Below are 18,848 nucleotides of genomic sequence, written 5' to 3' on the forward strand. Positions count from 1 at the left end.
CCTTCGAGCGGCGGTTATCCGGAAATAGATGCCGGGACCTTCGACAAATTGGACGGGCAAATCCCAGCAGGGGGCCTTTCCGGATTAAACTTGGGGTAAATTACTATGTTCAAGAACTTTCTTCGTGACGAATCGGGTGCCTCGGCAGCTGAATACGCTCTGATCCTCGCCGTCGTCGGCGCCGGCATCGCTTTCGCTGCTTACGCACTTGGCCAAGCTGTTGACGGCTCGATCAAGGCAGCGACCTCGCAGGTCACCAAGTGCTCGCCGGGTGCAGCCGCTGGTGCATGCACCGCATAAGCACTAAAATTGAGGCCCCCGCGACACAAAGGTCGCGGGGGCCTTTCTTCTTTCATGCATTGGCGCATGACTTGAAGCCTTAAATACGTTAATCTTATTCTCGGGCGGCATATTCGCCTTGCCAAAGGGGGGCCTAGGCATGCGAGGAAGAAACCTCATTATCCTGGCGGTCGCGATATTCATCGGCCTGATCGCCGTTTTTCTTGCCAACTCCTATTTCAGCGGCGTCCAGGAACGCGAAGACCGCCGAGCCGAAGAGCTGCAAATGGCACGCATCGTCGTTGCCACGCAGGAAATCCAGTTCGGCCAACCGTTGACCGAGACCAATACCCGCCTTGTGAACTGGCCGGCCGGCTCGGTTCCGCAGGGCTCCTACACCAGTCTTCAGGAAGCGCTCGCCAACGGGCGTGTTGCGCTTCGTCCGATCACGATCGGCGAACCCATTCTTACCAGCAAGGTCAGCGGCGCAGACGGGCGCGCGACCCTGTCCGCCAATCTTCCGCCCGACATGCGCGCCGTGGCCATTCCCGTGAACCGGGTTGCAGGCGTCGGCGGCTTCGTGCGCCCTGGCGATGTCGTCGACATCATGCTGACGCGCCAGATTCCCGGCGAAGGTTCGGGCAACGCCGACAAGATGACCACCGTGGTCCTCGAGAATGTCCTCGTCCTCGCCACCGACCAGGTCGCCAACGACAAGGCAACCGAACCGCAGGTGAGCCGCACGGCTACCGTACAGACCGACCTGTTCGGCGCGCAGAAGCTGGCTCTCGCCCGCGAAGTCGGCACTTTCACCCTGGCGCTGCGCAATGTCGAGAACCAGGAAGTCGGCGCGACCGAGACCGTCGTGACCAACGATCTGGGCGGCAGCGGTTACCGTATCTACGGCCGTCGCGGTTCGTCCGGCGGCGCCAACGCTGGCGGCGGTGGCACCACGCCCGTCATCAACATCACGCCTGCCATGCTCGGGGGAGCAACGCAGGCCTCGCGTGCCGCCTCGGCCGCACCGAGCCGTCCGCGCGGGCCGACGATGAGCGTCGTTCGCGGCACCGACAGCAAGACTTACGAAGTGGAGCGCTAAGATGACCAGGTTCACGACGCCGCTCGCCGCACTTGCGCTGGCCTTGGCCGGCACCGCCCTCGCCCCGACCGCCGCCAGCGCGCAGGTCCAGGCGCAGAACGGGATGACCATGCACGCCGGCACGGTCGATATCGCCGTCAACAAGAGCCAGGTGCTCACCGCGGACACCGCGATCGACCGGGCGATGATCGGCAATGAGGAAGTCGCCGACATCCTCCCGATCTCCAGCAATTCGATCTATGTCCTCGGCAAGTCCGTCGGCACGACATCGCTGACGCTTTACGATCGCAACAACCGCGTGATCGCGGTGATGGACATCTCGGTTGGGCCCGACGTGGTCGGCCTGCGCGAGCAGATGGGCCAGCTCATGCCCGGCCAGCCGGTCGAGACACGCGTGTCGAACGGTGCCATCGTGTTGTCGGGTACGGTCAGCGATGCCGGCGTTGCGGACCGCGCGATGCAACTTGCTCGCGCCTATGCACCTGACGACAAAATCGTGAACCTGATGACGCTCGGCGGAAGCCAGCAGGTCATGCTGGAAGTTCGCTTCGCCGAAGTGTCCCGCACGATCGGCAAGGATCTCGGCGCCGGCGCCTTCTTCAGCAATGGCACCGATTTCGAAGGCGTGACCGGTGACGGCGCGCGGCTCGTAAACGGCGCGACCAACGCCGACGGTATCGTCGGGTCATTCGGCATCATCCGCGGCATCTTCAACGATGTCTTTGGCCTCACGGTCGATGCCACGCTCGATGCGCTGGAAGAAAAAGGCCTCGCCAAGACGCTGGCCGAACCGACCCTGATCGCGCTTTCGGGCGAGAGCGCCAGCTTCCTCGCTGGCGGCGAATTCCCGATCCCGGTCGTCCAGAGCGGCGGCGGTGGCGGGCAGGACGGCAACAACGCCGTCACCGTCCAGTTCAAGCCCTTCGGCGTCAGCCTCGGATTCACGCCGACGGTGCTGTCCGACAAGGTGATCAACCTGGTTGTCGAGCCGGAAGTGTCCTCGATCGACCCGACCGCCTCGATCAACATCAACGGCCTGCAAATCCCGGGTCTCCAGACCCGCCGGGCGAGCACCGTGCTCGAACTGCGCGATGGCGAGAGCTTTGCCATCGCCGGCCTGCTGCAGCGCGACTTCAAGACCACGGTCAACCAGGTCCCGCTGCTCGGCTCGATCCCAATCATCGGCACACTGTTTCGTTCCTCCTCTTTCCAGAAGGGCGAGACGGAGCTGCTGATCGTCGTCACGCCGCGCCTCGTTGCGCCGATCAAGCCCGGCCAGGTGCGCCTGCCGACAGACCGGATCTACGACCCGAGCGAGGCCGACGTGCTGCTCAACGGCGAAGCCTATCGCCCCAAACCGCTCGATCCCATCGCGGGCCCCGTGCCTGCCGATGCCACCGCTACGGAGGCCGACGACTATGCCTTTTGATCGCAAGAATCTCGTCCTTGCAAGCCTCGCCGCGCTGGCCGCAGGTGGCTGCACCAACACCGAAGGCCGGTTCGACCTGACGCAGGGCGACCCGACCTGGGGCGATGCCAACCGCGCCACCATGGCCGCGCAGGTGATCGATCCTTCGCCCGAATACGCCGATCCGATCCCGCCGACCTCGGCTGCCAACGCCGTTCGTGCTGCCGACGCCTATCGCGAAGGCCAGGTCGAACAGCCCGAGCGGATCAGCACCACCGACAACATCGACAACTGAGCGATACAATTGCGAGCATGAACCATGAAGGTGAACACGGTTAAGCGGTTCCTTGGCGACGAGAGCGGGGCGGTTGCGGCCACCTATGCACTCGCGCTGATACCGCTTGTCGCGTTCGCCGGCGTGGCAATGGACTATGCCCGCGTCATGGGCATGGACAGCGAGCTGCAGAACGGCGCGGACCAGGCAGCGCTTGCCGCGGCAAGCCAGCTCGACGGGCGTGCAGGAGCGTGCGAGCGCGCTGCCAACGCGGCCTCGGGCATGTTGCAGAACCTCGTCGTCCTGTCTTCCGACAGCCAGTTCGTCACCGTAACGGCCGAAACCGCCTGCGACGCGACGGGCCAGATCCGGTTCTACCAGGACAAGGAAAAGACCACCGCCGCCGATGCCGACGACAACGCCAATTATGTCGAGGTCTGGGTCGATGCGCGCTCGGTCGATTATTACCTCCTGCCGATCACCGGCCTGCTGACTTCGCCCGACATCCAGGGCATTGCCTTTGCCGGTCTGGGGTCGGCGATCTGCAAGGTCCCGCCGGTGATGATGTGCAATCCGGAGGAAGCGACCGGCTCGCTCGATTTCGACACCACGGCGCATGCCGGCAAGGGCCTGCGCCTGATCGCGAATGATCAGGGCGGCTATGTCCCAGGCGTCTTCGGTTATTTGGAAACCGACGCGGGATCGGGCGCCTCTGCGACCCGCGCTGTGCTCGGCCTGCCCACGCCGCCGGGCAATTGTATTGCGACGGACGGCGCGGACATCAAACCGGGTGTGCAGGTAAGCGTGCTGGACGCGCTGAACACCCGCATGGGCGTCTACGCCAACGGTCTAAACATCTGCGGTACCGACGGGGTCAACTGCCCCGCCTCCGGCAATTCGCGAATCGATCTCGTGAAGCCCAACCTGAATACCAATGGCAACGCTTGCGCAATCGGTCCGCAGGGCTTCAGCGTCGGCGGGGCCCCTTACCGACCGAACCAGTCGGGAGCGCTACCGGGTGGCACGGACTACACATTGCTCGACCCGATGGGCTACCCGCGCGACAAGTGTCATGCCTGGAGCAAGCTGGGCGACTGCGCATTCGGACGTATGGGCGACGGCAATTGGGACCGCGACGCCTACTACGGAAGCTATCAGGGCTATTTCGGCACGCGCCCGACGAGCTGGGACAGCTATGGCTATGACGAGCTAGAGGGCCGCACTCAGCCGACGCGATACCAGCAGTACCGCTGGGAATATGACGAAGGCCTGACCGGCACGCGCGGTGCGCTTACATCCGGTTATGTCCAAGGCGCTCCAATCTGCGGTCCGGCAGGGATTCCTCCGGCCAGCACCCCCGATCGCCGCGTGCTCTCCATCGCGATCATCAATTGCATCGACGAGGCGGTCAGCGCCAGCAGCACCGACGCGCCGATCCTGAAGTTCATCGACGTCTTCCTTGTCGAGCCTTCAGCGGCTCGTGGAAGCGGTGGCAACCAGCTGACCGAAGCGAGCGACGTCTATGTCGAAATCATTGGCGAAACCGTGCTGGGCGGCGGCGCTACGGAAGGGCAGAAGGTCCGCAAGGACGTTCCGTACTTGATCGAATGAGCAGTCTCTCCGCCTTCCTTCGCGACACGCGCGGTGCCGCAGCGACCGAAATGGCGCTGATGGTGCCGCTGCTGCTGGTGCTGATGTTCGCCGGGTTCGAAGCGGGCCACTACTTCTATACCGAACAGAAGATCATCAAGGCCGTGCGCGAGGGCGCTCGCTACGCCGGTCGTCTCGGTTTCAGCAACTATCCCTGCGGCGGCACGATCGATTCGACTGCCGTGGCACAGGTGCAGCAGGTGACGCGAACGGGCACGATCTCCGGCCAGACCGCACGCGTCCCCAACCTCGCCCTTGCCGACATAAGTGTCTCGCACCGGTGCGACGATTCTTACGAGGATCTCGGGATCTTCCGCGGCACCAATGGCGGCGCACCCATCGTGCTGGTGCAGGCGAGCACGAATTACAACTCGCTCTTTGAGGCGCTTGGTTTGATCGATTCCTCGGTCAAGGTGCAGGCGAGCGCCGAAGCCGTGGTGAACGGCATATGAGACGTTTCGCCGCCTTCTTGCGCAACAGCGCCGGCGCCATGGCGGCCGAGTTTGCGCTGGTCCTGCCGATCCTGATCCTGTTCCTGCTCGGCATCATCGATGTCGGCTTTTACGCCTGGACCCTTAACCGCGGCGAAAAGGCGAGCCAGATGGGCGCGCGCTGGGCCGTGGCGACCGATCTCGTACCCTCGGGCCTTGCGACCTATAGCTTCGCGACCGACGGCGGCATCCCGCAGGGAACCGTCGTCCCGCAATCGTCCTTCCCCGGGGTTACCTGCACCAGCACCGGCTGCACCTGCAAAGGCCAGTGCGATTTCAGCACCACGGCAAACAGCGACGCTTTCGACGCGATCGTCGAGCGGATGCAGGACTTCAAAAGCAACATCACCCCCGCAAACGTCCAGATCGATTACGACTGGTCGGGGCTCGGATATTCAGGAGACCCCAACGGTCCCGACGTCGCACCCATCGTCACCGTAAGCTTGATCAACATGGAGCACCGACCGCTCTATGGCATCCTGATCGGCTCGGTCGACTTACCTGACTTCACCTATTCGCTGACCTCCGAGGACGGCGAAGGGGATTACGCGAATTGATATGAGCATGAGCAATTTCGAAAACATCAACACGGCGGGGACAAGCGCAATGGCCGGACTCCCGGAACAGGTCTTCGTCTTCGCCCGCCCCGACGCTCTCGACGGGCTCGACTCGCTGGCCGAAACGGTCACGCTGGTCGAAATAAACCCGTCGCAGGCGCTGCCGGCGGAACTGGTGGAGCAGGCGCGGATCGCAGTGGTCGAAGTCGACCCGTCCGACCGCCGCTCGATCTCCCGGCTCGACACGCTGCGCGCCGCACGACCGGATCTCGCAATCATTGCCGGCCTGCCGCAGGTCGATCTTTCGATCACCCGCCTGATGCTGCGCAAGGGCATTGGCGACGTGGTGGCGATGCCCTTCACCGTCGACGAATTGCTCACCGCCGTGCTCGAGGTCGAGCGCGAGCTGGGCGATGCGCCGCAGGAGCAGGACGTGCAGCTGGCGCCCGTCATTGCGGTCCAGAAATGCGTCGGCGGCGTAGGGGCGACGACGCTGGCGACCCATCTTGCCGACGCGATGAGCCGCGAGCTTGGCCGCGATGCGCGGGCCTGCGTGATCGATCTCGACCTTCAGGCCGGCGATGTCGCGTCCTATCTTGAAACCGGTTCGAAAAAGTCGCTGATCGATCTCGTCGAAGCCGGTACTCGCCTTGATGACGAGCTGTTCAAATCGGTTGCCGTAGCCGGGCGCAAGACCTTCGACGTCATTGCCGCGCCCACCGACATCGTGCCTATCGAGGAGATCGAGCTCAGCGCGCTCAACGCGGTCGTCGCCCTCGCCCGGCGCAAATACGATGTCGTCCTGTTCGACATGCCCGCCAGTCTCACAAACTGGGCGATGTCGACGCTGCTGGCCGCCGATGCGGTCCTGCTTGTTGGTAACAGCACGATTGCCTCCCTGCGCCAGGTCAAGCGCAAGCTGCAGCTGCTGCAGGGCTTCGACTATCGCCCCGACCGCGTCGCCATCGCGCTCAACAACGAAGCCTCCGGCATGTTCAAGAAGCTCGACCGTCGCGGCATCGAGGACGCCCTCGGCCACATGATCGCGGGCGTGGTCCATTCCGAGACACAGCTGATCGAGCAGGCACAGGCCCAGGGCGTTCTGGTACGTGATGTCCAGCGCAAGAGCCGGTTCGCCTCCGATGTCGAGGCGCTGGCCGACCACTTGCTTGCGCTTGTCGAGGAGGGCTGAGCCATGTGGAAAGTCAGGCGTGCGGACGAACCGCAACAGGGATCTGAAATCGAAACCGCCTTCGTCCCGGACGAAGAGGAGCAGGAACGCATCCTGTTCGGCGAGAAGGACCAGCAGCGCGAAGCGATGCTGGACCTCAAGGTCTCGATCCACAAGGCCCTGCTCGACCGGCTTAACCTGGGGATGCTGGACAAGACCCCGGTCGACCAGATCAAGAGCCAGATCGCGGCGATCATGCCCGAGCTGGTGGCCGATTTCGACAAGCCGCTGAACCGCCAGGAACGCGAGGACCTCATCCAGGAGGTGGTCGACGAACTGCTCGGGCTCGGTCCGCTGGAGCCGCTGCTGCAGGACGACACGATTACCGATATTCTGGTCAACGGCCACGACACCGTCTTCGTCGAAAAGCGCGGCCAGCTCGAACGCGTATCGACCCGCTTCCAGGACGAAAAGCACCTGATGCGCGTGATCCAGAAGATCGTCAGCGCGGTCGGTCGCCGGGTGGACGAAAGCTCGCCCTTCGTCGATGCCCGCCTTGCCGACGGCAGCCGCGTCAACGCCATCGTCGCGCCGCTCGCGATCGATGGCTCACTGCTTTCCATTCGTAAGTTCGCCAAGTCGCCTATCAGCATCCAGAAGATGATCGGTCTGGGCTCGATCCCTGAAGATATGGCGCAGGTGCTCGAAGCGATTGTCGCCTCGCGCCGCAATGTGCTGATCTCGGGCGGTACGGGTTCGGGCAAGACGACGCTCCTCAACGCCATGTCGAGCTTCATCGACGAGCAGGAGCGTATCGTCACGATCGAGGATTCGGCCGAGCTCCAGCTCCAGCAGGCGCACGTCGCCCGCCTCGAAACCCGCCCGCCCAATATCGAGGGCAAGGGCGAAGTCACCCAGCGCGATCTCGTCAAGAACGCCCTGCGTATGCGCCCCGACCGCATCATCGTGGGCGAAGTTCGCGCCGGTGAGGCCTTCGACATGCTCCAGGCCATGAACACGGGCCACGACGGTTCGATGACCACGGTCCACGCCAACACCCCGCGCGATGCGCTTTCCCGCGTCGAGCAGATGATCGGCATGAGCGGAATCGACATCACCGCGAAATCCTCGCGCGCGCAGATCGCATCGGCACTCAACGTCGTGGTGCAGGTCGGACGCTTGTCCGACGGTCGCCGCAAGGTGAAGAGCCTGTCGGAACTGACCGGCATGGAGGGCGAGACCATCACCATGCAGGAAATCTTCCGCTTCAAGATGACCGGACGCGACGATGACGGCACCGTGCAGGGCCACTTCGAGGCGACCGGGATCCGACCCAAGTTCCTGCAGGACGCCGAGGCGCATGGCATCAAGCTGCCGCCCGAACTGTTCCGCCCGGAAATGAGGATCGGCTGACATGACCGAAATCATCGTCCGCGTGCTCTTCCTCCTCGCCGTGTTCATCGCGGTGTTTCTCGCGGCGCAAAGCTTTGCGCGCGCGGCGGCGGAGAAGAAGTCTTATTCCAACGCGGTCAACCGCCGTCTCCAGCTGATCCAGTCGGGCGTGGACCGGGACGAATTGATCGCGCAGCTGCTCAAGAACAGCCCGCGCCAGTATGTCGGCCTGCCGCCGATCATCCGTGGCCTGGTCGAGAATTTCAATCGCGCGGTCTTCGCCTCGGCCATTCCCTTCGGCACCGCGCAGGTCGCCTCGGTCATGGGTATCGCCGCGCTGTGCGTCTTCGCGCTGGTGATCGTCGTATCGCTGAGCTTCGGTGTGGGCATCGGGTTCGGTGTGATCCAGCTTGCGCTGCTCTTCTCGATCGCGCTTGCCGTGGTCCTGCCCTACCTCGTCCTCCAGCGGATCGCAGCTGCCCGCCGGCGAAAGGTGGAAAAGCAGTTCCCCGTCGCGCTCGATATCTTCGTGCGCGCCCTGCGTTCGGGCCATCCGGTCGCTTCGGCGATCGAACTGCTCACGCGCGAAATGGAAGATCCCATCGGCACCGAATTCGGTCTTGTCGCCGACGAGGTGACCTATGGCGCCGACCTCGTCACCGCGCTCAACGCCATGGCCGAACGCTGGGACCTGGAAGACATGCGCATGTTCGTCGTCTCGCTGGCCGTCCAGAGCGAGACCGGCGGCAACCTCGCCGAAATCCTCGAAAACCTTGCTACGGTCATCCGCGCCCGCGCCTCGATGTTCATGAAGGTCCGCGCGCTCAGTTCGGAAGGCCGCATGACCGGCTGGATGCTGACGGTGCTCCCCGTGTTCGCTTTCGTCAGCGTCTTCGTGGGCACGCCGCAATTCTATCTCGACGTGATCGAGGACCCGATCTTCATCTACGGCTCGATCACCCTCGTCGTCCTCTACATCTTCGGCGTGATCGTGATCCGCAAGATGATCGACATCAAGGTCTGACATGCTTGAACTTGCGATCTCCAACTGGTTCGTCCGCATCCTGATCCTGGGGCTGATCTTCGCTCTGGCCGTCGTGATCGTGCTGATCGGCGTCAATTGGGCCGCCAACCGTCGCACGGCCGGACGCCAGCTGGCCAAGCTCGGCACCGAGGAATCGCAAAGCTTCCAGACAAGCGTGCTCCAGCGCGAGCGTGAAGGTCGCTGGGCCAGGATCACGGAGTCGATCGAAAGCTCCGGCATCAAACTGACCGACACCGAAAACGACAAGATGGTGAAGCTGCTGAAAGCCGCCGGCTTCCGCAGCTCCGCAGCCCCGCGTATCTACACGCTCATCCGCGTCATCATGGTGCTGGCGGTTCCCTCGCTCGTGCTGCTCACGGTCTTCACCTCGCCCGAACCGCCCAGCGCCCTGAAAATCTATTTCTTCTGCGCGGCTGGTGCCCTTTTCGGTTTTTACGTTCCCTATCTCTTCGTGCAGGCGAAGGCCGATCGCCGCCAGCAGGCGATCATCAACGGTTTTCCCGATGCCCTGGATTTGCTGCTGGTCTGCGTCGAGGCAGGCCTCGGCCTCGAGGCGGCACTCGACCGCGTCGGCCGCGAGATTGCGTCTACCCACCCGCTCGTCGCCGCGCTCTTCACGGAGACGACGCTGATGATGCGCGCCGGTGCCAGCCGCGAGGAAGCCATGCGCCGCCTCGGCAGCACTTCGGGCGTCGACGAAATCAAGAGCTTTGCGACCCTGATGATCCAGTCGGACAAGCTCGGCACCAGCATCTCCAGCACGCTGCGCGTCTATGCCTCCGAAATGCGCGAGGCGCGCCGTATGCGTGCCGAGGAGAAGGCGCACCGGCTGCCGGTCCTCATCTCGATCCCGCTCGTCACCTGCATGCTGCCGGTGATGATCGGCGTTCTCATCCTGCCCGCGGCCGTTGGCGTCGTGCGCGAAATCTTGCCATCAATGGGGGGCTAAATCATGAAACCCGCAACCACTCTGGCGCTCGTAGCGCTCGCCACCAGCCTCGGCGGCTGCAAGAGCTTCGTCCAGGCGTTCGATTTCTCGCGCCATTCCTCCGCGCCGCAATACGCCATCGGCGAGGCGGATCTGGAAGAGGGCAAGGATGCCCTGCGCGCTGGCGCTGCCGGCAACGCGCTTTCTCCGCTGCATCGCGCCGCGCTCAACCCGCAGACCTGCGGCGAAGCGCTGAACGCGCTCGGCGTCGCTTATGCGCGCCTTGGACGCGGCGATCTTGCGGAGCGCTATTTCATCGCCGCCACGCGCGTCGATGCCGATAACGAGCGCTTTGCCGCCAATCTCGACCGTTTCTATCGCAGCGACCTTTCGCGCAGCGCCCGGGCGCTCCACGCCCAGCGCCAGACCGTCGCCGAAGCTTTTGCCGAATACGCGCAGAGCGAGGCGGCCGTGCCGGCCGAACCAGTGGCCGACACGCGTGTCGTCGAGAGCGGCGGCGAAAAGCGCACGATCACGCTTTCGGGTCCCGCCACTTCGACCCGCGTGTCGACTTCGAGCCCCGCGCCGGTTCGCACCGCGGCGACCCCCATCCGGGTTCGCATCTCCGGCGAGGCACCGAGCGCACCGCAGACCGCACGTCCGGCGGAGATGCGTATCGGTTCGGCCGCGCCCGCTATGCAGCCGCGCGTGCGCGTCGGCGTTGCGCAGGGTAATGCAAACTATCCGGTTCGCGTGACCCTGCCGGCGCGCCGCGCCGGTTCCGACAAGAACTGACTGGGCTGATGGGCGCGGCGACAATCTGGCTTGGCACACTTGGGGTCTTGGCCGCCTCCGGCGCAGCCCTGGATGTAGTCACCCGTAAACTGCCGAACATCCTGTGCGCGATCATGCTGGTGGCGGGCCTCGCCCTTGCCTTCGCCAGCAGCGCGTGGACTGGCCTCGGCCTGCATTTCGCCCACGCCGCCGCGGCGTTTGTACTCGGCTACGTCATATATCTGACCGGCCTGTTCGGCGCGGGCGACGCCAAGTTCTACACGGCCTGCGCAGCCTTTTTCCCGATCGCCGACATGCTGGGCCTGTTCGTCACGATCATCGGCGCAGGTTTTGTCCTGCTGCTGGCCTGGATGGTGGCCAAGCGTACGATCCGCACGCCCAAGGGCGCGGACGATTTTGCCAAGCTTCCTTATGGGGTGGCGATTGCCGCCGGTTCGATCGGCTTCGCCCTCCTCAAATTGCCATGATCCGGATGCGCGCTAGCCAAGGGCAGATGGTGCCCCTGATCCCGGCACAAGTCGGCCGCTGGATGGTGCTGCTTGTCACCCTGGCGACGATCTGCCTTTTCTCGTGGAGCATGCGTCCTGCCCATTCGAGCGGGGCGGTGGTTCGCGTGTCTCTGGCCAAGGTGCCTGAAGAACGTATCGTCACCTTCGGACACGAAAATCACGACTACGCGGCCTTGCAGCTATCGCCTCGCGATCCGCTTGGAATCGAATTCCCGGAGAGTCAGGAGGACAGTCCGGTGATGCCTCGCCCGGCAACCCGCTTGGCGAGTCGGCCGGAGACGCAACGCAAGATCACGCCTGCAGCGCGCGTAAAAGCCGATGCCAACGGGATATTGCCGATCGACTATTCCCTCCCCGAAGGTGTGTCCTCCACCAAGGGCGGGGTGAGCGTTGCCAAGACACTCGCAGCGGAAGGCGGTGAGGCTACCGGGCTCACGATCTTCCTGATCGGAGACGCCCTGATCGAAATCGATCGTAACGAACTTCTTGGCGCCTTGGCCCGGCTCGGCGCTGGAGAGCGCGTCAGCCAGGTACCCCCGGCTAGCGATAGCGGGCGGCTTTCGCTCGACCGAGTGCGAACGGCGGGTATCGACCTGCGCTACGATGCGGTCCGGGACCGGTTGGTCCTTCGCCCCTGAGAGGCCTCAGCCGTTATCCCAGTTGATATTGATGTCGACGCTGGCCTCATCGACGCCAGCGGCCTGCGCGATCCGCCTGCGGCTCACCCGCACCAGTTCGGCAAGCGACAAGGTCGCGTCCGCTTCGCCTTCGGCAATGGCCGCCGCCTTGCCCAGCCCCGGCGCGCCGTAAACCAGCTCGAGTTCGCTGACTTCGAGTTCATTCGCCAGGCGCTGCATCGTTTCGTGGCGGGGACGCACCTGGTCGCCCTCCCACTTCCAAAGCGTCGGCTTGCTGACCCCGACGCGCTCGGCAAGGCCGCGCATGGTGTGCCCACGTGTGACGCGCAGGCGCTTGATCCGGCTTCCCAGCGTCTCGTGGTCGACACCGAAGCGATGGTCCGGATCGTCGTCGAGCGAGGCGACATCGTTCGCAGCCTCAAGCTCTTCCTGCGAAATCGGGGTGGCGAAACTGCAGCCGTAAAGCTCGTCCGCGCCCCAGACGACTTTTGCTTTTACGGCGCCGCTTTGCGGCAAAACGACTTCGAGCGGGTCGTCCAACGACAGCTCGGCCTGGGTTTTCACCAGCATCCCTTCGCGCGAGAGATTCAGGATTTCGGCATCAAAAGCTCGGCCCGATTGGCCCACGCCGGTGCTCAGCCGCAGCACCAGCCGCGGTTGCCGCCGGTCCCTTTCGTCTGCTTCAGTCACATCAACCCCGTTTGTTATCCCCGTTTGAAGGACTGCCTAGCACGTTCCACATGCCAGTGCTTGTCCAATTTTGGCAGCCTTTTCCAGCCCGAACGACCGCTAATCGGGTTTTTTCGGTTCCTTGCGGTAAACAGTTCGACAAGGGCTCCATCTGCATTTCCGGTAGAGTAAGTCTTCGGAAACGGCACATAATTCCGAGGGCAGCAACTTAGGTCGTCGCCCCTGCAGAGCGGGCTGTCGCTCTTCGAAACCATGAAAAATCCAGCTTTCGGTAGCTTTCGGTTTACACTTAGCTGGCATTACCAGTTTCGTAACAAGACCAAACGTCATTGGGATCGTGACATGCAAACCGCCGCCTTGATCGCGGTGCCGGCCTATCTGGCCAGCACCTTCCTCCTGAGTGCCCTGATCGTGCGCTTCGCACCCAAAGCGCACAGCTCGCGCCAACTGCGCAAACATCTCGTCCTGTGCATGGTGCTGCCGATCCTGCTGGTGGTCGACGCGATCATGGCTGTCGACGCGCTGCGCAAGCTCGCGACGCGCATCATGCGCGGCGCGTTTGAGATCATCTCGGGCCGCCAACTGCTGTCGGGCGACGAATACGCCTATGCCTATTTCGGCTATAGCCGCCGTCGCCAGAACCGCCGCAAGAGCGATCGCCGGGCGAGCGCAGCGGCCGCAGGCAAGAAGGTTGCCGTCGGCGGCTGATCGCCCTCGCCACAGATTCAGTGTTTGAGCTATGGAGCCGATCCGCCTAAGCGGGTCGGCTCTTTTGCGTCCGGCGCCTAAGAGCGCGATGCGATGACACAAGACATCACCCCTTTGCCCCTGCCCCCCGAAACGGGATCCGGCAGCGAGGGCTGGCGCGGCGAATTTGCCGCGACCCTGAAGCTGAGCTGGCCGCTTGCTGCGGCGAACCTGCTGCAGATGCTGACTTACGCCATCGATGTGATCTTCATCGCTCGCCTGGGAGAGGCCCAGCTTGCCGCATCGGCGCTCGCCATCGCGCTGTTCGGTTTGGTCATGTGGGCGCTCTCGGGCCTGACCGGGGCCGTAGCTCCTGTTGCCGCTGCCGAGCTGGGCGAACGTGCGCCTGCGCTTAGGCCCGTGCGCCGTTCGGTCCGCATGGCCCTGTGGCTGGCGGTCTTCAGCGGTATTGCCGGTATGGGCATCTGCCTGCTGCTCGGGCCGCTGATGCGGGCGACGGGGCAGGAAAGCGAGATCATCGCGCTGGCGCTCGAATACAACACCATCCTGGTGTTTTCGATGGTGCCTTTTCTCATCAACAACGTCCTGCGCAGCTTCGTCTCGACACTGGACCGACCCATTTTCGCCACCGCGATTACCGCCGCCGGAATCTTCGTGAACGCGCTGGCGAACTACGCCTTCATCTTCGGCAATCTGGGCGCACCGGAGCTTGGGCTGCGAGGCGCGGCGGTCGCCACGATCATCACCACCCTGGTGACGCTGGCGGCCTATGTCGCCGCGATCCGGCTCGACCCGCGGCTTTACCGCTACCGCATCTTCGGACGCTGGTGGTTCCCAGACTGGCCGCGCTTCTGGCATATCACCCGCATCGGCACGCCGATCGCGCTCACCATCTCCGCCGAGGCCGGTATCTTCGGCGCCGCGGCCTTCCTGATGGGCAATATCGGCGCGACCCAGCTCGCGGCCCACACGGTCGCACTGCAGATCGCCGCGCTCGCCTTCCAGATACCCTTCGGCGTCGGGCAGGCAGCGACAATTCGGGTGGGCTACTTCTACGGCGCGCGGAATCGGGAAGGCATGCGCCGTGCCGGCTGGGCGGGCATTGTGATCGGCACCGGTTTCATGGCGGTGACCGCGCTGGCGATGATCGTCATCCCCAAGCCGCTGCTCGCAATCTATATCGACCCGTGGGACCCGAAAAACGCGGTTCTGGTGGGTTTTGCGTTCCAGTACATCGCTATCGCCGCCGCCTTCCAGCTGTTCGATGGCATGCAGGCCGTCGCGGCGGGCGCGCTGCGGGGACTACAGGATACGCGCGTGCCGATGTGGATCGCCGCCTTCTCATACTGGGTGCCGGGGATCGGGACGTCGGTCTATCTCGGTTTCTTCACCCCGCTCGAAGGCATGGGCGTGTGGATCGGCCTTGCGACCGGCCTGACCGTGGCCGCCATCCTGCTGACGTACCGGTGGGCGCGCCGAGACCGGCTAGGGCTGACGGTCAGGCCAGAGGCAATCAAGCCGCCCGCTGCGTGACCTCGCGCTGCGGGAACGGGATCGAGATACCGACATCGTCGAAGCGGGCCTTGGCCCGTTCGGTCAGGTCCCAGCTCACCGCGACGAAATCGCCCGTCGTACACCAGACGCGCAGGCCGATGCCCACCGAACTGTCGTCGAGCGAGGCGACGAAGGCTACTGGCTTGGGATCGTCCAGCACGCGCTCGTCGGCAGCGGCCAGCGCCAGCAATTCCTTGCGGGCCTGCTCCATGCTGTCCGAGTAAGCGATGCCGACGATCAGCTCGAAGCGGCGGATCGGGTGGCGATGGAAATTGACGATCGCCTGGTTCCACAGCTCGGAATTGGGCACCATCACAAAGAGGCCGTCGAACTGCTTGAGCTCGGTCGTGAAGAGCCCGATCTGCTGGACGGTGCCGGTGACCGACGCCGCCGAGATCGCCTCGCCGATCTTGAAAGGTCGCTGGACGAGGATCATCACGCCCGAGGCGACATTGCTCAGCGTGCCCTGCAGCGCGAGGCCGACCGCCAGCGCCATGCCGCCTAGCGCGGCCAGGATAGAGGTCGTCTCCACTCCGAATTGCGTGAGCACGGTGACGATCACCAGCGCCCAGAGCGCGTATTTGACGAGGTTGGAGAGGAAGTTCGCGACCGTCGCATCGAACCGGTCCGAACGCGCCAGCGCCCGTTCGACCCAGCTAGAAATGAGCTTGGCGGCGAGCAGTCCGAAGATCAGCACGGCGAAGGCGCCGGCGATGTCCATCATGTTGAGCCGCAGCCACAGAAGGGCGTGCTCGGGGATGGTCAGGGCCGAAACGGCCTTGTCGGTCTGCATGAATTGGGCTCCAGTGATCGAATAAAGGGCGAATTTTCGCGGCTCGATAGGAGTTGTGATGCGGTCTGGCCACCCCAGGCCACGGCCCAGCCCATTACGCGGAAATTTTTTGCATGTGCACCCGTTGACTCCGCGCAGGCGCGTCAACATATCCGCGCCACTGGCACTCTCGCACCGGGAGTGCCAACCAACATTTCAAACCAACTGAAAGGTCATCACTATGGCATTTCGTCCGTTGCACGACCGCGTTCTCGTGCGCCGCATCGAAGCAGAAGAAAAGACCGCCGGCGGGATCATCATTCCCGACAGCGCCAAGGAAAAGCCGAGCGAAGGCGAAGTCGTCGCTGTCGGCGCAGGTGCGAAAGCCGAAGACGGCACCGTCACCCCGCTCGACGTGAAGGCTGGCGACCGCGTTCTGTTCGGCAAGTGGTCCGGCACCGAGATCAAGCTCGACGGCGAAGACCTGCTGATCATGAAGGAAAGCGACATCATGGGGATCATGGGCTGAGCCCGATCCGCCACGCTTTCCAACACTAGAAACCAATTCCAGGAGAAACACCAATGGCAGCCAAGGACGTTAAGTTCGGCCGCGACGCGCGCGAAGGCATCCTGCGCGGCGTCGACACCCTCGCCAACGCCGTCAAGGTCACGCTCGGCCCCAAGGGCCGCAATGTCGTGATCGACAAGAGCTTCGGCGCACCCCGCATCACCAAGGACGGCGTTTCCGTCGCCAAGGAAATCGAACTCAAGGACAAGTTCGAGAACATGGGCGCGCAGATGCTCAAGGAAGTCGCTTCGAAGTCGAACGACGCCGCCGGTGACGGCACCACCACTGCAACCGTTCTTGCCCAGTCGATCGTGACCGAAGGCATGAAGTCGGTCGCAGCGGGCATGAACCCGATGGACCTCAAGCGCGGCATCGACCTCGCTGTCGAGAAGGTCGTCGCAGACCTCGCCAACCGCTCGAAGGAAGTGTCGGGCAGCGAAGAAATCGCGCAGGTCGGCATCATCTCGGCCAATGGCGACCGTGAAGTCGGCGAGAAGATCGCCGAAGCCATGGAAAAGGTCGGCAAGGAAGGCGTGATCACCGTCGACGAGAGCAAGGGTCTCGAATTCGAGCTCGAAACCGTCGAAGGCATGCAGTTCGACCGCGGCTACCTGTCGCCCTACTTCATCACCAACCCGGAAAAGATGACGGTCGAACTCGAAAACCCGTACATCCTGATCCACGAGAAGAAGCTCTCGAACCTTCAGGCGATGCTCCCGGTTCTCGAAGCGGCTGTCCAGTCGGGCCGTCCGCTGCTGATCATCGCGGAAGACATCGAAGGCGAAGCGCTGGCGACCCTCGTGGTCAACAAGCTGCGCGGCGGCCTCAAGGTTGCAGCCGTCAAGGCACCGGGCTTCGGCGATCGTCGCAAGGCCATGCTGCAGGACATCTCGATCCTCACCAAGGGCGAGATGATTTCCGAAGACCTCGGCATCAAGCTGGAAAACGTCACGCTGGGCATGCTCGGTGAAGCGAAGCGCGTCACCATCGACAAGGACAACACGACCATCGTCGACGGTGCCGGCTCGGAAGACGACATCAAGGCCCGCGTTTCGGAAATCCGTACGCAGATCGACAACACCTCGAGCGACTACGACCGCGAGAAGCTGCAGGAACGCCTTGCCAAGCTCGCTGGCGGCGTGGCCGTCATCAAGGTCGGCGGTGCTACCGAAGTCGAAGTGAAGGAACGCAAGGACCGCGTTGACGACGCTCTCCACGCCACCCGCGCAGCCGTTGAAGAAGGCATCGTCCCGGGCGGCGGTACCGCGCTGCTCTACGCTTCGAAGGCTCTCGAAGGCCTCGCTGGCGTCAACGACGACCAGACCCGCGGCATCGACATCGTCCGCCGTGCGCTGACCGCTCCGGTCCGCCAGATTGCCACCAACGCCGGCCATGACGGTGCGGTCGTTTCGGGCAAGCTGTTCGACAGCAATGACGAAACCCTCGGCTTCAACGCAGCCAACGACACCTACGAAAACCTCGTGGCTGCCGGCGTCATCGACCCGACCAAGGTCGTCCGCACCGCGCTGCAGAACGCTGCTTCGGTCGCCGGCCTGCTGATCACGACGGAAGCTGCCGTCGTCGACAAGCCGGAAGACAAGGCCGCGCCCGCAATGCCCGACATGGGCGGCATGGGCGGTATGGGCGGCATGGGCTTCTAAGCCTTACCGACCAGCCGAGAGGCACCGACAAAGAGGCCCGGCGGGAGCGATCCTGCCGGGCCTTTTTTGCGTGATGGTCCGATTGATGCCGGGCGGATCGGTGAAGTTAACTGCCCGGATAGCTCGACCAGACCGCGCGGCCTTCGGGACCGAACGCGATTACCTGATAGGCATCCTTGCGGTCGCCCATTTCCATGCCGGGCGAGCCGATGGGCATACCCGGTACGGCCAGCCCGGTCACGCCCTCGGGACGCGCGGCAAGCAGCCGCTGGACATCGGCGGCCGGGACATGGCCCTCGATCACATAGCCCTCGATAATCGCCGTGTGGCAGGAGACGAGGTCAGCCGGTACGCCGAACTCTTCCTTCACCGATGCGATGTTCTGGCTCTCGATGGTCTTCGTCGACACCTCGTCGTCCGCTTCGCCGAACCAGCTCTTCGCGTGGTCGAGCCAGGCTAGGCAGCAACCGCAATTGGGATCGCGATACATGGCGATCTCGGTTGCCTGCGCGGCCCCGGCGCAAGCCGTCAGCGCAAGGCCGAGCGAGAGGACAAGCGGGCTACGGGTCAGGGCGGATAGCGTCATCGGGTAGGTCTCCTCCTAAGGTTCTTACCAGAAGTCCAGCCCGATGCGCCAGTCGCCAGCGCACGCCCGAAAG

Annotated in this window: 21 protein-coding genes; 18 read left to right on the forward strand and 3 right to left on the reverse strand. The window is 63.8% G+C overall.

The genetic code is table 11. The features are described from left to right. Positions 1–105: 105 nt before the first annotated feature. The 14 genes from K3148_RS04095 to K3148_RS04160 all read left to right on the forward strand — a co-directional run bounded on the left by K3148_RS04095 (position 106) and on the right by K3148_RS04160 (position 12,236). A complete protein-coding gene (locus K3148_RS04095; protein ID WP_221426048.1) occupies positions 106–300 on the forward strand; it encodes a Flp family type IVb pilin in 195 nt (64 codons plus the stop codon). Between the two features lie 139 nt (positions 301–439). After that, positions 440–1,378 (forward strand): Flp pilus assembly protein CpaB, encoded by a 939-nt coding sequence (cpaB, locus tag K3148_RS04100; protein ID WP_221426049.1) that lies wholly within the window; start codon positions 440–442, stop codon positions 1,376–1,378. 1 nt (position 1,379) lies between these two features. Then, positions 1,380–2,807 carry a type II and III secretion system protein family protein gene (locus tag K3148_RS04105; RefSeq protein ID WP_221426050.1) on the forward strand — a complete coding sequence of 476 codons (1,428 nt, stop codon included), beginning with the start codon at positions 1,380–1,382 and terminating at the stop codon, positions 2,805–2,807. Beyond that, positions 2,797–3,081 (forward strand): hypothetical protein, encoded by a 285-nt coding sequence (locus K3148_RS04110; protein ID WP_221426051.1) that lies wholly within the window; start codon positions 2,797–2,799, stop codon positions 3,079–3,081. The genes K3148_RS04105 and K3148_RS04110 overlap by 11 nt, the downstream gene beginning before the upstream one ends. Before the next feature lie 24 nt (positions 3,082–3,105). Further along, on the forward strand, positions 3,106–4,671 hold the full coding sequence (locus K3148_RS04115; protein ID WP_221426052.1) for a TadE/TadG family type IV pilus assembly protein: 1,566 nt from the start codon (positions 3,106–3,108) through the stop codon (positions 4,669–4,671). After that, entirely contained in the window at positions 4,668–5,162 is a 495-nt protein-coding gene (locus K3148_RS04120; protein WP_221426053.1) for a TadE/TadG family type IV pilus assembly protein, read from the forward strand. The genes K3148_RS04115 and K3148_RS04120 overlap by 4 nt, the downstream gene beginning before the upstream one ends. Beyond that, complete coding sequence (locus K3148_RS04125) at positions 5,159–5,758, forward strand: TadE/TadG family type IV pilus assembly protein (RefSeq protein WP_221426054.1); 600 nt, start codon at positions 5,159–5,161, stop codon at positions 5,756–5,758. The genes K3148_RS04120 and K3148_RS04125 overlap by 4 nt, the downstream gene beginning before the upstream one ends. A gap of 7 nt (positions 5,759–5,765) precedes the next feature. After that, positions 5,766–6,950 (forward strand): CpaE/TadZ family protein, encoded by a 1,185-nt coding sequence (locus K3148_RS04130; protein ID WP_221426055.1) that lies wholly within the window; start codon positions 5,766–5,768, stop codon positions 6,948–6,950. Between the two features lie 3 nt (positions 6,951–6,953). Beyond that, a complete protein-coding gene (locus tag K3148_RS04135; RefSeq protein ID WP_247711637.1) occupies positions 6,954–8,342 on the forward strand; it encodes a TadA family conjugal transfer-associated ATPase in 1,389 nt (462 codons plus the stop codon). A 1-nt stretch (position 8,343) separates the two neighbouring features. Next, positions 8,344–9,345 carry a type II secretion system F family protein gene (locus K3148_RS04140; protein ID WP_221426056.1) on the forward strand — a complete coding sequence of 334 codons (1,002 nt, stop codon included), beginning with the start codon at positions 8,344–8,346 and terminating at the stop codon, positions 9,343–9,345. Between the two features lies 1 nt (position 9,346). Next, complete coding sequence (locus tag K3148_RS04145) at positions 9,347–10,315, forward strand: type II secretion system F family protein (protein WP_221426057.1); 969 nt, start codon at positions 9,347–9,349, stop codon at positions 10,313–10,315. Positions 10,316–10,318: 3 nt separating this feature from the next. Then, positions 10,319–11,089: a tetratricopeptide repeat protein gene (locus tag K3148_RS04150; RefSeq protein ID WP_221426058.1), complete on the forward strand. Its 771-nt coding sequence runs from the start codon at positions 10,319–10,321 to the stop codon at positions 11,087–11,089. A gap of 47 nt (positions 11,090–11,136) precedes the next feature. Next, on the forward strand, positions 11,137–11,556 hold the full coding sequence (locus K3148_RS04155; RefSeq protein WP_221426059.1) for a prepilin peptidase: 420 nt from the start codon (positions 11,137–11,139) through the stop codon (positions 11,554–11,556). 26 nt (positions 11,557–11,582) lie between these two features. Continuing rightward, on the forward strand, positions 11,583–12,236 hold the full coding sequence (locus K3148_RS04160; protein ID WP_221426060.1) for a hypothetical protein: 654 nt from the start codon (positions 11,583–11,585) through the stop codon (positions 12,234–12,236). Between the two features lie 6 nt (positions 12,237–12,242). Here K3148_RS04160 and K3148_RS04165 read toward each other — a convergent pair whose 3' ends face one another. Next, positions 12,243–12,926 (reverse strand): PilZ domain-containing protein, encoded by a 684-nt coding sequence (locus K3148_RS04165; RefSeq protein ID WP_221426061.1) that lies wholly within the window; start codon positions 12,924–12,926, stop codon positions 12,243–12,245. Between the two features lie 342 nt (positions 12,927–13,268). Between K3148_RS04165 and K3148_RS04170 the strand changes: the two genes are divergently transcribed. Beyond that, positions 13,269–13,634 carry a hypothetical protein gene (locus tag K3148_RS04170; RefSeq protein ID WP_221426062.1) on the forward strand — a complete coding sequence of 122 codons (366 nt, stop codon included), beginning with the start codon at positions 13,269–13,271 and terminating at the stop codon, positions 13,632–13,634. A 93-nt stretch (positions 13,635–13,727) separates the two neighbouring features. Next, positions 13,728–15,167, forward strand: coding sequence for an MATE family efflux transporter (locus K3148_RS04175; protein ID WP_221426063.1), 1,440 nt, complete (start codon positions 13,728–13,730; stop codon positions 15,165–15,167). Here K3148_RS04175 and K3148_RS04180 read toward each other — a convergent pair. After that, positions 15,148–15,981, reverse strand: a complete 834-nt coding sequence (locus K3148_RS04180) for a mechanosensitive ion channel family protein (protein ID WP_221426064.1) — start codon at positions 15,979–15,981, stop codon at positions 15,148–15,150. The two genes, K3148_RS04175 and K3148_RS04180, sit on opposite strands and share 20 nt — an antisense overlap. Positions 15,982–16,201: 220 nt before the next feature. Between K3148_RS04180 and groES the strand changes: the two genes are divergently transcribed. Then, a complete protein-coding gene (gene groES, locus K3148_RS04185; RefSeq protein WP_040966275.1) occupies positions 16,202–16,489 on the forward strand; it encodes a co-chaperone GroES in 288 nt (95 codons plus the stop codon). 53 nt (positions 16,490–16,542) lie between these two features. Next, complete coding sequence (groL, locus tag K3148_RS04190; RefSeq protein ID WP_221426065.1) at positions 16,543–18,189, forward strand: chaperonin GroEL; 1,647 nt, start codon at positions 16,543–16,545, stop codon at positions 18,187–18,189. A gap of 106 nt (positions 18,190–18,295) precedes the next feature. Here groL and K3148_RS04195 read toward each other — a convergent pair whose 3' ends face one another. Then, positions 18,296–18,775 carry a DUF411 domain-containing protein gene (locus K3148_RS04195; protein ID WP_221426066.1) on the reverse strand — a complete coding sequence of 160 codons (480 nt, stop codon included), beginning with the start codon at positions 18,773–18,775 and terminating at the stop codon, positions 18,296–18,298. Between the last annotated feature and the right edge of the window lie 73 nt (positions 18,776–18,848).

Source organism: Qipengyuania aurantiaca, assembly GCF_019711375.1.
GTDB lineage: Bacteria > Pseudomonadota > Alphaproteobacteria > Sphingomonadales > Sphingomonadaceae > Qipengyuania > Qipengyuania aurantiaca.